At 68.7% G+C, this 12,282-nt stretch carries 13 protein-coding genes; 4 read left to right on the top strand and 9 right to left on the bottom strand.

Annotated features, from left to right (window positions below; genetic code table 11):
- Positions 1-16 precede the first annotated feature (16 nt).
- The gene (locus Q9R02_RS07605; RefSeq protein WP_305996052.1) at positions 17-661 is read right to left on the bottom strand and encodes a hypothetical protein; all 645 of its coding nucleotides are present in this window, start codon (positions 659-661) and stop codon (positions 17-19) included.
- A gap of 65 nt (positions 662-726) precedes the next feature.
- Here Q9R02_RS07605 and Q9R02_RS07600 point away from each other — a divergent pair, with 65 nt between their 5' ends.
- Entirely contained in the window at positions 727-1,722 is a 996-nt protein-coding gene (locus Q9R02_RS07600) for an HhH-GPD family protein (RefSeq protein WP_305996051.1), read from the top strand.
- A gap of 5 nt (positions 1,723-1,727) precedes the next feature.
- Here Q9R02_RS07600 and dhaM read toward each other — a convergent pair whose 3' ends face one another.
- The 4 genes from dhaM to Q9R02_RS07580 all read right to left on the bottom strand — a co-directional run bounded on the left by dhaM (position 1,728) and on the right by Q9R02_RS07580 (position 4,696).
- Positions 1,728-2,450, bottom strand: a complete 723-nt coding sequence (gene dhaM / locus Q9R02_RS07595) for a dihydroxyacetone kinase phosphoryl donor subunit DhaM (protein ID WP_305996050.1) — start codon at positions 2,448-2,450, stop codon at positions 1,728-1,730.
- Between the two features lie 8 nt (positions 2,451-2,458).
- On the bottom strand, positions 2,459-3,094 hold the full coding sequence (gene dhaL / locus Q9R02_RS07590; RefSeq protein WP_305996049.1) for a dihydroxyacetone kinase subunit DhaL: 636 nt from the start codon (positions 3,092-3,094) through the stop codon (positions 2,459-2,461).
- A gap of 2 nt (positions 3,095-3,096) precedes the next feature.
- The gene (gene dhaK, locus Q9R02_RS07585) at positions 3,097-4,098 is read right to left on the bottom strand and encodes a dihydroxyacetone kinase subunit DhaK (protein WP_305996048.1); all 1,002 of its coding nucleotides are present in this window, start codon (positions 4,096-4,098) and stop codon (positions 3,097-3,099) included.
- Between the two features lie 85 nt (positions 4,099-4,183).
- On the bottom strand, positions 4,184-4,696 hold the full coding sequence (locus tag Q9R02_RS07580) for an amino-acid N-acetyltransferase (protein ID WP_305996047.1): 513 nt from the start codon (positions 4,694-4,696) through the stop codon (positions 4,184-4,186).
- A gap of 125 nt (positions 4,697-4,821) precedes the next feature.
- Between Q9R02_RS07580 and Q9R02_RS07575 the strand changes: the two genes are divergently transcribed.
- A complete protein-coding gene (locus tag Q9R02_RS07575; protein WP_305996046.1) occupies positions 4,822-5,370 on the top strand; it encodes a hypothetical protein in 549 nt (182 codons plus the stop codon).
- Positions 5,371-5,601: 231 nt separating this feature from the next.
- Here the strand turns inward: Q9R02_RS07575 and Q9R02_RS07570 are convergent, their stop codons facing one another.
- The 4 genes from Q9R02_RS07570 to lysS form a co-directional block, all read right to left on the bottom strand.
- On the bottom strand, positions 5,602-8,145 hold the full coding sequence (locus tag Q9R02_RS07570) for an ATP-dependent Clp protease ATP-binding subunit (RefSeq protein WP_305996045.1): 2,544 nt from the start codon (positions 8,143-8,145) through the stop codon (positions 5,602-5,604).
- A 172-nt stretch (positions 8,146-8,317) separates the two neighbouring features.
- A complete protein-coding gene (locus tag Q9R02_RS07565; RefSeq protein ID WP_305996044.1) occupies positions 8,318-8,641 on the bottom strand; it encodes a histone-like nucleoid-structuring protein Lsr2 in 324 nt (107 codons plus the stop codon).
- A gap of 108 nt (positions 8,642-8,749) precedes the next feature.
- A complete protein-coding gene (locus Q9R02_RS07560) occupies positions 8,750-8,941 on the bottom strand; it encodes a hypothetical protein (RefSeq protein WP_305996043.1) in 192 nt (63 codons plus the stop codon).
- 2 nt (positions 8,942-8,943) lie between these two features.
- A complete protein-coding gene (gene lysS, locus Q9R02_RS07555) occupies positions 8,944-10,401 on the bottom strand; it encodes a lysine--tRNA ligase (RefSeq protein WP_425279235.1) in 1,458 nt (485 codons plus the stop codon).
- 151 nt (positions 10,402-10,552) lie between these two features.
- On the opposite strand from lysS, the gene Q9R02_RS07550 reads away from it, so the two are divergent.
- Positions 10,553-11,410, top strand: a complete 858-nt coding sequence (locus Q9R02_RS07550) for an alpha/beta hydrolase (RefSeq protein WP_305996041.1) — start codon at positions 10,553-10,555, stop codon at positions 11,408-11,410.
- Positions 11,411-11,441: 31 nt separating this feature from the next.
- Complete coding sequence (locus Q9R02_RS07545; protein WP_305996040.1) at positions 11,442-12,275, top strand: alpha/beta fold hydrolase; 834 nt, start codon at positions 11,442-11,444, stop codon at positions 12,273-12,275.
- Positions 12,276-12,282: the final 7 nt, after the last annotated feature.

Below are 12,282 nucleotides of genomic sequence, written 5' to 3'. Positions count from 1 at the left end.
TGGGAGTGCGTGGGGATCACCCCAGCTGGAAGATCGCCTTCGGGCTGGTCACCTGGCCCAGGGTGGCCTGGAAGACGTATGTGGCCCCGCCGGCGCCTGGCACCGCGGAGACCACCTTGCAGCCCTCCACGGAGCGGTTGCGCTGCCACACGAAATTGGCAGTCTCACTGGCGCCGGGCGCCAGGGTCTTGGTCAGATCGGTGGGCTTGTCCGCGCAGTCCTGTGAGCTGAATACGCGGTCCTGACCGCTGGAGATCAGGAACTCCATCTGGGAGGTGCCCACGTTGACCGGGCACGCCACGGTCCCGTCGTTGGTGACCTTGAGCGTCAGGACGGGGTTCTCCTTCGGCCCGTAGACCTTCTTGTCCGTGCCGGCGGTGACCCTGATCTTCCCCAGATCGCAGACCGGGGTGGCGGAGGTGGGGGACGGCGTCGCGGAAGCGAACGACGTCGGCGAGGCGGCCGCCGTCGTCGTGGTCGGGGAGGCGGCGGCGTCGCTCTTACCGGCGCCCTTCACGAGCGACACGACGCCGAAGAAGCCCCAGGCCACCAGGGCCAGGACCACCAGGAGCCCGCCGAGCACCACCACCCGGCGTCGCCGGTACACGGCAGGACTCGCCTTGCGAGTCGTGCCCGTGCTTTTGCCCTGTCCCGTCGCCATGATGTCCATCTTAAGGAATCCGGACGGGCGTCCCACGCAGCCTCACCGCTACAGTGGATTCCGCCATGAGCACCGAGATCACCGACACCAGCCGCCGCCTCGCCCCGCGCCTCATCGAGGACTGGTTCCTGGCCAACGGCCGCGACCTCCCCTGGCGCACCGCGCTCCCCCACTCCAGCGGCTGCACCCCCTGGGGCATCATGATCAGCGAGTTCATGCTCCAGCAGACCCCCGTCATCCGCGTCCTGCCCGCCTGGGAAGCGTGGATGAACCGCTGGCCCACCCCCGCGGACCTCGCCGCCGAGCCGGCGTCGGAGGCCGTCCGGGCCTGGGGCCGCCTCGGCTACCCGCGCCGCGCCCAGCGGCTGCACGCGGCCGCCGTCGCCATCGTGGAGAAGCACGACGGCGCGGTGCCGGACACGCGGGAGGCCCTCCAGGAGCTCCCGGGAGTCGGCGCGTACACCTCAGCGGCGATCGCCGCCTTCGCGTTCGGGCGAAGGGAGAGCGTGGTGGACACGAACATCCGCCGCGTGCACGCGCGGCTGTTCTCCGGCAAGGCGCTGCCCGCGCCGTCGTTCACCGCGGCGGAGGCGCGCCTGGCGGAGGAGCTGCTGCCGGAGGACAGGGCCGAGTCCGTGACCTGGAACGCCGCGGTCATGGAGCTCGGAGCGCTCGTATGCACGGCCCGCTCCCCCAAGTGCGAGGAGTGTCCGGTGGCGGCCCAGTGCGCCTGGCTGGCCGCCGGTTCGCCCGAGCCCGAGTACACCCCCAGGGGCCAGGCGTGGCACGGCACGGACCGGCAGGTGCGCGGGGCGATCCTGGCGGTGCTCCGGGAAGCCGGTACTCCTGTCCCGCGGGAGCTGTTCCTGGAAAGGCCGGACGGCTGGGACGGACCGGCCGGCACCGGTTCGCCGGACCTGAGCTGGGGCGGCAGCGGCGTTCTGCACCACCTGGACGCCCTGCACCGCCTCAAGGCCCCGGCCGAGCAGCGGGAGCGCTGCCTGGCCGGCCTGCTGAAGGACGGCCTGGCCAGCGAAAGCGACGCCGGCCTCACTCTCTGAGCGGATCAGAGCTCCCCGAAACCACTCCGGCACTGCTCGGCGATGAAGTCCATGGCCCGTCGTGCGTCCGGCCCGCTGGCCTTCACATGCAGGACGCTGCCCTGCGCGGCCGCCAGGGTCATGAGCATCATGACGGACTGCCCGTCGGCGCCGTTGATGTCCACCGCCACATCCAGGCCGCCCAGGTATCCGGCCAGCACGGCGGCCGGACGGGCATGCAGGCCCAGCTGATTGAGCACCTCGAAGTCCTCCACGATGACGCCACCCACGCTCCGGCTCGGCTCCGGGCCGCTCGCGCTGCGCACCCCGGCGCCGTTGAGCAAGACCGTCCCGTCGATGCGGGCCTGCACCTGCAGCGCCAGGGCCGACTCCGCGGCCGCCTTGACCGCGGCAACGCCCGCACCGCCCTGGGCCGCCACGGCGGCGGCCACCAGGCCTTCGATGAGTGGCGCGTCGGCCAGTGCCACATCGGACGGGTCGCCCAGGAACTCCAGCGCACTCTCCGCCACCATGACTGCCGATCCCAGATCGCAGAGGATCACCGCGCCGTCGCCGGTGTTCGCGGCGTCCACGCCCGCCATGACCTTCTCCAGGCTGGTGCCGATCCGGCCGTCGTCGGTGCCGCCCGCAGCTTCGAGCCGGACGTCGGGCGCCATCTGTGCTCCCAGCTCACAGGCCCCTTCGGCGATCTTCGCGCTGTGAGACACCACCAGGATTCCTACTGTCATGGCACCATTCAAGCATTGCCGGCGGCGTCGGCGGCCGCCCTCAGAATGAACGACGTCGACTGGGCGCCCGGGTCACGGTGCCCGGCGCTGCGCTCACCCAGGTAGCTGGCCCGGCCCTTGCGCGCCACGAGCGGTTCGGTGGCCTCGGCACCCAGCGCCGCGGCGTCGGCGGCGGCCCGCAGAACAGCGGCCGGCCCCTGCCCGACGGCGGCTCCCGCCGCATCCACGGCGGGGGTCCAGGCGTCGATCATGGTCTTGTCCCCGGGATCGGCCTTGCCACGCGCCACGATCCCGTCCCGGGCGGCCGTGAGCATCGCCAGGAGCGCGGCGTCGTCCAGCTCCTCCGCGTCTCCCAGGGCGGTGGCAGCACGCAGGAACGCCGTGCCGTACAACGGTCCCGCAGCGCCGCCCACCGTGGACATGAGCGTCATGGCGACGGACTTCAGTGCCGCCCCGGGCGTCGCCGGCGGGGCCGCCTCAAGCTTGGCCAGGGCCGCCGTGAAACCGCGTTCCATGTTCTCGCCGTGGTCGGCGTCGCCGATGACCCGGTCCAGCTCGATCAGGGCCATCCGCTGCTCCGCGAGGACCGCACCCGCGCGGTGCAGCCAGTCGAGAGCCCAGTCCAGTCCCAGGGTCGCAGCCATGGTCACACGCCCCAGCGGAGGGCCGCGGTGTGGACGGGCGCGTCCCAGAGTTCGATCATCTCGTCATCCAATGCCAGGACGGTCAAGGAACAGCCCTGCATCTCCAAAGCGGTGACGTAGTTGCCCACCAGGCTGCGCTCCACCTGCAGCCCGGCGTCCTCCAGGATCTGTGTGGCGGCACGAAACACGATGTACAGCTCGCTCTGCGGGGTTCCGCCCATCCCGTTGACGAACAGCAGCAGGCGCTGTCCCGGGGTGGGCAAGAGGTCTGCCAGGATCGGCGAGAGGAGCCGGGCCGTGATGGCGTCCGCACTCTCCAGCTTGAGGCGGTGGCGTCCCGGCTCACCGTGGATGCCGATGCCGATCTCGATCTCGTCCTCCTCCAGCTCGAAGCTGGGGACCCCGGCATGCGGCACGGTGCAGGCGGTCAGAGCGACGCCCATGGACCGCACGTGTGCGTTCACGCGCTTCGCGATCTCCTCCACGGCATCCAGTGAGTCGCCCCGCTCCGCGGCGGCGCCGGCGAGCTTCTCCACCAGCACCGTGCCGCCCACACCACGCCGGCCGGCGGTGTACAGCGAGTCCTCCACCGCGACGTCGTCGTTGACCAGGACGGTGCGCACATCCACTCCCTCGGCCTGTGCCAGCTCCGCGGCCGTCTCGAAGTTGAGCACGTCGCCTGTGTAGTTCTTCACGATCAGCACCACGCCCGCTCCCGTATTCGCGGCCAGCGTGGCCGGGAGGACCGCATCCGGGGTGGGACTGGTGAACACGGCGCCGGGCACGGCGGCGTCGAGCATTCCGCGCCCCACATACCCGGCGTGCAGGGGTTCGTGCCCACTGCCGCCGCCGGAGACCAGACCCACCTTGGTGACCACGGGTGCGTCCTTGCGCACCACATACATCGGATCCAGGCTCACGGTCACCAGATCGGCATGCGCCAGGCCGAAGCCCTCCATGGTCTCCTCGACCACCGCGCGCGGGTCATTGATGAGCTTCTTCATGGGACTCCCTGTCTGGTTCCGGACCACCTGCTACGAAGCTACTACCGCGGGCAGACGGAATGACAGGGAGCTGGGAGAACGTGCGTCAGAGGGTGCGGATCATCCGGGTGTTGCCGAGCGTGTTGGGTTTCACGCGAGCCAGGTCCAGGAATTCGGCCACGCCTTCATCGTGGGAGCGCAGGAGCTCGGCGTAGACGGTCTGGTCCACGGTGCTCTGGTCCTCCATGACCTGGAAGCCGTGGCGCTGGAAGAACCCCACCTCGAACGTCAGGCAGAACACCCGGCCGACACCGAGCGCACGGGCCTCCTCCAGGAGACGCTCCACGATCGCGTGGCCGATGCCGTGCCCGCGCCAGGAGTCCGCGGCGGCCAGGGTGCGGATCTCCGCCAGATCCTCCCACATGACATGCAGGGCGCCGCAGCCGATGAGCTCGCCTTCCGGCGTCTCGGCCACGCGGAGCTCCTGGATGCCCTCGTAGTAGGCCACGGTCTCCTTGGCCATCAGGATGCGTTTCTCCGCCAGGGGCGCCACGAGTCGCTTGATGCCCGGGACGTCAGAGGTGCGTGCGGGGCGGAGCGTGAAGGCGGGCGCTGACATTCCTCCATCGTAGGGCCTGGCCAGGCCCGGTATCGCGCCACGGTGCGTCACGTGACTTGGCAGGGGGCGGCTAATTACATAATGTATGCATGCCGTAATTAACTTAGTATTACCTAAGGAGCCTTATGACCACCGAGACACTCGCACCTCTGCACCACACGGCCCGCCCCGCCTCCGGGTCGGACCGTCTCCCGGCCGCAGCCCTGGCCGTCCTCCGGATCCTTCTGGGAGCCGTGTTCGCCTGGGCCTTCCTGGACAAGCTCTTCGGCCTGGGATTCTCCACCCCCGCGGCGCGGTCCGTTCTGGCCGGGTCCAGTCCCACCAAGGGCTACCTCGGCCACCTGGAAGGCTGGCTCGCAGGGCCTCTCGGCTCCCTGGCCGGGCAGTGGTGGGTGGACGTGCTGTTCATGGGAGGCCTGCTGGGGCTCGGCGTGACCCTGCTCGGCGGTTTCGCACTGCGGGCCGCGGCCGTGGGCGGCAGCCTGCTGCTCGCCCTCATGTGGCTGAGCGCGCTGCCACTGCAGAACAACCCGGTCCTGGACGAACACGTCGTCTACGCTGCGGCGCTCTTCGGCCTCGCCGCCACCGACGCCGGACGGCGCTGGGGCCTGGCCCGGCCGTGGCGGGTCTTCCTCGCCGCCCGCGCGCCGAAGCTCCTGCCCGCACTGGGCTGACCCCGCCTGCCCGGGCGCTGAAACAGTGGGTTTCCGCTGAGACAGTGGGTTAACCACACTGTTTCAGCGGAAACCCACTGTTTCGGCGAAGTGCAGGCGCACATGACAAAGGGCCGACGACGGCGGGTCTCCCCTGCGCCCAGCGGGCTCCCGAAAATCGCTTCGCGATTCCCGGGGCCCTCGCCCGCTGGGCTCGTCGTCGGCCCTTCTCAGCGTGCAGCCGGCTCAGCGTCAGGCGACGCCGTGGCCCAGCTCGCCGGGCTTGTCCTCGCCGTGACCGTGGGAGCTCGGAGCGAGCTCCGGGACCACCGGCTTGGCGGTCCCGGCGAAGGTGAACTTCGCCTCGTCGCCTTCGCCGTCCACATCCACCAGGACGATGTCACCGGGCTTGAGGTCCCCGAAGAGGATCTTCTCGCTCAGCTGATCCTCGATCTCGCGCTGGATGGTCCGGCGCAACGGGCGGGCGCCCATGGCCGGGTCGTAGCCGCGGGTGGCCAGCAGGACCTTGGCCGCGGGCGTCAGCTCGATGCCCATGTCCTTGTCCTTCAGGCGGCCCTCCAGGCGGGTGACGAACAGGTCGACGATCTCGATGATCTCCTCCTGCGTCAGCTGCGGGAACACCACCACGTCATCCACACGGTTCAGGAACTCGGGGCGGAAGTGCTGCTTGAGCTCCTCCGTGACCCGGGCCCGCATGCGGTCGTAGCCGGTCTTGGTGTCCGTGCCGGACTGGAAGCCCGTCATGACGCCCTTGGAGATGTCCCGGGTGCCGAGGTTGGTGGTCATGATGATCACCGTGTTCTTGAAGTCCACCACGCGGCCCTGGGAGTCGGTCAGGCGGCCGTCCTCCAGGATCTGCAGCAGGGAGTTGAAGAGATCGGCGTGAGCCTTCTCCACCTCGTCGAACAGCACCACGGAGAACGGACGACGGCGGACCTTCTCGGTCAGCTGGCCGCCCTCTTCGTAGCCGACGTAGCCGGGAGGGGCACCGAACAGCCGGGACACGGTGTGCTTCTCCGAGTACTCGGACATGTCCAGCGTGATGAGCGCGTCCTCGTCACCGAAGAGGAACTCGGCCAGGGCCTTGGCCAGCTCGGTCTTGCCGACGCCGGTGGGGCCGGCGAAGATGAACGAGCCACCCGGGCGCTTGGGGTCCTTGAGGCCGGCACGGGTGCGGCGGATCGCCTGGGAGAGCGCCTTGATGGCGTCGTCCTGGCCCACCACACGCTTGTGCAGCTCGTCCTCCATCTTGAGCAGACGGCTGGACTCCTCCTGGGTCAGCTTGAACACCGGGATGCCGGTGGAGTTCGCCAGAACCTCGGCGATGAGCTCCTCATCCACCTCGGCGATCTCATCCGGACCGCCGTTGCGCCAGTCCTCTTCCTTCTTGTGACGCTCGGAGACCAGCTTCTGCTCGCGGTCACGCAGGCTCGCTGCACCCTCGAAGTCCTGGGCGTCGATGGCCGACTCCTTGTCGCGGCGCACGGCCTCGATGGCGACGTCCATCTCCTTCAGCTCGGCGGGCGGCGTCATGCGGCGGATGCGCAGGCGAGCGCCGGCCTCGTCGATCAGGTCGATGGCCTTGTCCGGCAGGAAGCGGTCCGAGATGTAGCGCTGAGCGAGCGTCGCGGCGGCCTCGAGCGCGCCGTCAGTGATGCTCACACGGTGGTGCGCCTCGTAGCGGTCACGCAGACCCTTGAGGATCTGAATGGCGTGCTCGACGCTCGGCTCGGCCACCTGGATCGGCTGGAAGCGGCGCTCCAGGGCGGCGTCCTTCTCGATGTGCTTGCGGTACTCATCCAGCGTGGTGGCGCCGATGGTCTGCAGCTCACCACGGGCCAGCATGGGCTTCAGGATGGAGGCCGCGTCGATCGCGCCCTCGGCGGCACCCGCACCCACCAGGGTGTGGATCTCGTCGATGAACAGGATGATGTCGCCCCGGGTGCGGATCTCCTTGAGGACCTTCTTCAGGCGCTCTTCGAAGTCACCGCGGTAACGGGAACCGGCCACCAGGGACCCGAGGTCCAGGGTGTAGAGCTGCTTGTTCTTGATGGTCTCCGGGACGTCTCCACGGACGATCGCCTGGGCGAGACCCTCGACGACGGCGGTCTTGCCGACGCCGGGCTCACCGATCAGGACCGGGTTGTTCTTGGTGCGCCGGGAGAGGATCTGCATGACGCGTTCCATCTCGTGCTCGCGGCCGATCACCGGGTCCAGCTTGTTCTCGCGCGCGGCCTGGGTCAGGTTGCGGCCGAACTGGTCCAGCACCACGGAACCGGCCGGGGTGCCTTCCTGCTGGCTCGGGCCGACACCGGCGCCTGCCGCTTCCTTGCCACCCTGGTAACCGGTCAGGAGCTGGTTGACCTGCTGGCGGACCTTGGAGAGGTCCGCGCCCAGCTTGACCAGGACCTGGGCCGCAACGCCTTCACCCTCACGGATGAGGCCCAGCAGGATGTGCTCCGTGCCGATGTAGTTGTGGCCCAGCTGCAGCGCCTCGCGCAGGGACAGCTCCAGAACCTTCTTGGCACGGGGGGTGAAGGGGATGTGACCCGAGGGGGCCTGCTGGCCCTGCCCGATGATCTCCTGAACCTGCTCCCGGACGGCGTCGAGCGAGATTCCCAGGGACTCGAGAGCCTTCGCGGCGATGCCGTCCCCTTCGTGGATGAGACCCAGCAGGATGTGCTCGGTCCCGATGTAGTTGTGATTGAGCAGGCGGGCTTCCTCCTGTGCAAGGACGACTACCCGGCGTGCCCTATCCGTGAATCTCTCAAACATTTCGCCACACTCCTCGATACGACGTATTTAGATGCTACGTGCGTGGCCCGGCCTTGTGGGGCGTGTTCGCCAGAGGGGGAATCACCCCTTAACGGAAAGGACCCGGCCGCAGTGCGACCGGGTCCTTCCGTGGCTGCGGCTGGCGCGCGCAGCTGCTACGGCGTCACAGCTGCTAGCTGATGGCCTTGTGGTAAGCCTCGATGATGTCCGCGTGGACGCGTCCACGGGAGCTGACCTTGTACCCGTTGTCCAGGGCCCACTTGCGGATCTGCGCAGTGTCCTGGCTCTTGGCGGCAGCTCGCTTGGGAGCTTTGCCCCCACCGGTCACGCGGCGTGCAACGGAGAGGTATTCCTCGAGAGCGCCGCGGAATTTCTGCGCGTTCTCTGCGGAGAGGTCAATCTCATAGCTGTTGCCGTCCAGTCCGAAACGGACGGTTTCGTCTGCGGTTCCGCCGTCGACATCGTCAACCAGAATGATTTTGACTCGCTGTGCCATGGATGAATGCTTCCCATCGTGTGGTCGTGTGACAGACCCCGAAAGGCCTGCTTGACTGAGCCCCCGCGTAAAGTATGCAGAAGAATTACCGGCGAGTCAATTATTCAATTATCCGGCGGTGGAATTCTCCGATGAATCCGGCGATTCGCCGTCGCTATTCTTTGGCTCCGCCGTGAGTTCTTCCTCCGCCTTGGCCAGCGCTTCACGCTCCGAACGGTCCGCGTTCATGATGGCGCGAATGGCGAACCAGAAAAGCAGGCCCACCACCAGGGACGGAAGGATGACGGCGATGTATTCCATGGTCAGTTGACCTCGGGCTTGAGCAGGGGGAAGAGGATGGTCTCGCGGATGCCGGCGCCGGTGAACAGCATCACCAGACGATCCACGCCCAGGCCGATGCCACCCATGGGCGGGGCGCCGTACTCGAGGGCCCGGAGGAAGTCCTCGTCCAGCTGCATGGCCTCGTCGTCGCCGGCCGCGGCCAGCCGCGACTGCTCGGTGAGACGCTCGCGCTGGATCACGGGGTCGATCAGCTCGGAGAACGCGGTGCCGCGCTCCATGCCGCCGATGATCAGGTCCCAAGCCTCGATGAGCCGGTCGTCCTCACGGTGCTGACGGGCCAGCGGCTGGGCGGACGGCGGGTAGTCGTAGACGAAGGTGGGGTTCAGCAGCGTGGGCTCCACGATCTCGCCGAAGAGCTCAACCACCAGCTTCTCCGCGCCCCAAGCCGGGTCCACCTTGACCTCGTGCTTCTCGGCCAGAGCCCGGAGCTCCTCCGCCGTGGTGTCCGGGGTGATTTCCTGGCCGACCGCTTCGGAGAGTCCGGGGTATACCGCAACCCAGGCCCATTCGCCGTCGAGGTTGATTTCCCCGGCTTCGGTCTGGATCACGCGGCCGGCTCCGATGGAATCGGCCGCGTCCAGAATGATCTCTTTCATGCGCTGGGCCATGACGAACTGATCCGCCCATGCCTCATAGCATTCCAGCGTGGTGAATTCGGGGCTGTGCGTGGAATCGACACCCTCATTGCGGAAGACCCGGCCCATGTCGTAGACACGCTCAATGCCGCCCACCACGGCGCGCTTCAGATAAAGCTCCGTGGCGATGCGCAGGGTCATTTTCTGATCGAAGGCATTCAGGTGTGTTTCAAACGGGCGGGCCGCGGCGCCGCCGTGCACCAGGTTCAGAATGGGGGTCTCCACCTCCACATATCCGTGGCGGTTGAGCGTCTCACGGATGGAGCGGGTCACGGAGGCGCGGGTGTAGACCATCTTGCGGGCCTCTTCGCGGACCAGGAGGTCCACGTAGCGCTGGCGGACGCGGGTCTCCTCATTGAGATCGGCGTGCAGCACGGGCAGCGGGCGCAGGGCCTTGGAAGCCATGGCCCAGGACTCGGCCATGATGGACAGCTCGCCGCGGCGGGAGGAGATGACCTCACCCTTGATGAACACGTGGTCGCCCAGGTCCACCAGCGCCTTCCACTGGCCCAGGGCCTCCTCGCCGACCACGGCGAGGCTCAGCATGGCCTGCAGGCGGGTGCCCTCGCCATCCTGGAGGGTGGCGAAACAGAGCTTGCCGGTGTTGCGGACGAAGACGACGCGGCCGGTCACGCCCACCACGTCGCCGGTGGTCTCATCGGCTTCCAGGTGCGCGTACTTCTCGCGGATCTCCACGAGGGAGTGGGTGCGCTCAACGCCCACCGGGTAGGCCTCCATGCCGAGCTCGAGCAGCTTCTGGCGCTTCTCCTTGCGGACGCGCATCTGCTCGTTGCTGTCGGAGGCCTCGGGAGTGGTGGGGTTTTCTGCAGTCACAGTCCTCTAGTTTACGGGACGCCCGGAATGTCAATCCCTTGGTTCAATGGGCACCATGAAGTTCACGGAGGCTTTTCAGGTTCCGCGCAGGGAGAGCCGCGTGCCCACCTCCGACGGCCTGACTCTGGCGATGGACAGCTACGGCGAGCCGGACGCGGGACGCGGCCTCGTCGTCGTCGGCGGCGCCTTCCTCACTGCGGCGCTCTACCGGCCGTTCGCGCAGGCGTTCGTCGCGGCACTGAATGCGGAGGACGACGGCGGATGGGCAGTGCACGTCTACGACCGGCGGGGGCGCGGCGGCTCGCCGGAGCAGGGGCCGGACTACGGGATGGACACCGAGGTCGCGGATCTGCTGGCGGTCCTGGAGCACACCGGTGCCCGGCACGTGCTGGGGCATTCGCTCGGCGGTGCCGTGGCGCTGAACACGGCCAGGCATCTGGGCCCGGCACTGGAAGGCGTGCGGCTGTCCGTCTACGACCCCGCCGTCAACATCGACGGCAGCGCGCCGGTGGACTGGCTGCCCGCCTTCGCCCAGGCGGTGAACGACGGCGACGTCCCCCGCGCACTGGCCCGCATGCGGCGCGGCATGCTGCCGGGCACGGTCCTGGCCAGGGCGCCGGAACCTCTCCTCGCGCTGCTGTTCACGGCGCTCAGCCGGACGAAGGCCAACCGCGTGTTCGCGGATCTGATGCCGAGTGCGGTCGGGGAGCTGAAGGCGGCGCTCGAGGAGGAGGCCCATGCCGCGGACTTCGCGGACCTGGCCACGGACACCGCGATCTTCTACGGCGCGCGGAGCCCCGCATACTTCCGCGCCACCGCGGAGCGGCTCCACACGGCGGTCCCCGGACCGCTGCGGCGCGTGCCACGCTGCGTCCACGGGTCCGTCCCCGCGGTGGGAAAGCGGCTGGTCAGCGCCCTGGCGGAGTTCCACGTCCACGGCACCTCCGCGGGGCGATGACGCATCCGGACGACTCGGATAGGCTCGTGGGATGAAGCGTGAGTTGGTCCGCACCCCCGACGGTGCCGAGCTGGAGCTGTTCACCTCGGAGGAAGGCGCCGAGGCCGGCGCGCCCGGCGTCGTCGTCGTGATCGGCTCCCTGGTGACGGCCGCCGACTACGCCAAGTTCGCCAAGGCCCTCTCCGAGGCGCTCAGGCGTCCCATCCACGTCCTGAACCGCCGCGGGCAGGGCGATTCGACCCCGCAGACCGACTCCTACTCGCTGGAGCAGGACGTCGCGGACCTCCGGGCCGTCCTGGAGCACACGGACACCCGGGACATCTTCGGGCACAGCTTCGGCGGCGCCCTGGTGCTGCACGCGGCGCGGAGCATCGCCGTGGACCACCTGGCCGTCTACGACCCGGCCGTGTCGATCGACGGCAGCGTGCAGGCCCCGTGGATCGACGAGTACCAGGCCGCCCACGACGCCGGGGACACGGACAAGGCCCTCGCCATCGTGCTGCGCGGGCTGGAACCCCGCGGCCCCATCTCCCGTATCCCGCTCCACATGCTCACGCTGGGCAACAAGCTCACGGCCGGCACCGACTTCGGCAAGGAGCTGCGCGAGCAGCTGCCCAACGGCGTCCGGGAGATCAAGGCCGTGATCGCCGCGGACATGTCCGCCGAGCCGTTCCTGGAGTTGCCGCTGGAGACGCTGATCCTGGTGGGCGAGAAGAGCCCCGCCTACTTCGGCGTGGCCTGCGGACGGCTGCATGACGTCCTCTCCGGTTCCTCCTACAGCGTGGTCCCGGGCCTGGGGCACGACGGCGTGAACCGTGCCCCGGCCCGCCTGGTCGAACAGCTCGCCGAGTTCTTCGCCGGCTGATGCTCCG

The organism is Arthrobacter horti (assembly GCF_030731045.1).
GTDB classification, from domain to species: domain Bacteria; phylum Actinomycetota; class Actinomycetes; order Actinomycetales; family Micrococcaceae; genus Arthrobacter_E; species Arthrobacter_E nanjingensis.
The sequence above is the reverse complement of the archived record's forward strand: the minus strand, read 5'-3'. Positions and strand labels throughout refer to the sequence as shown.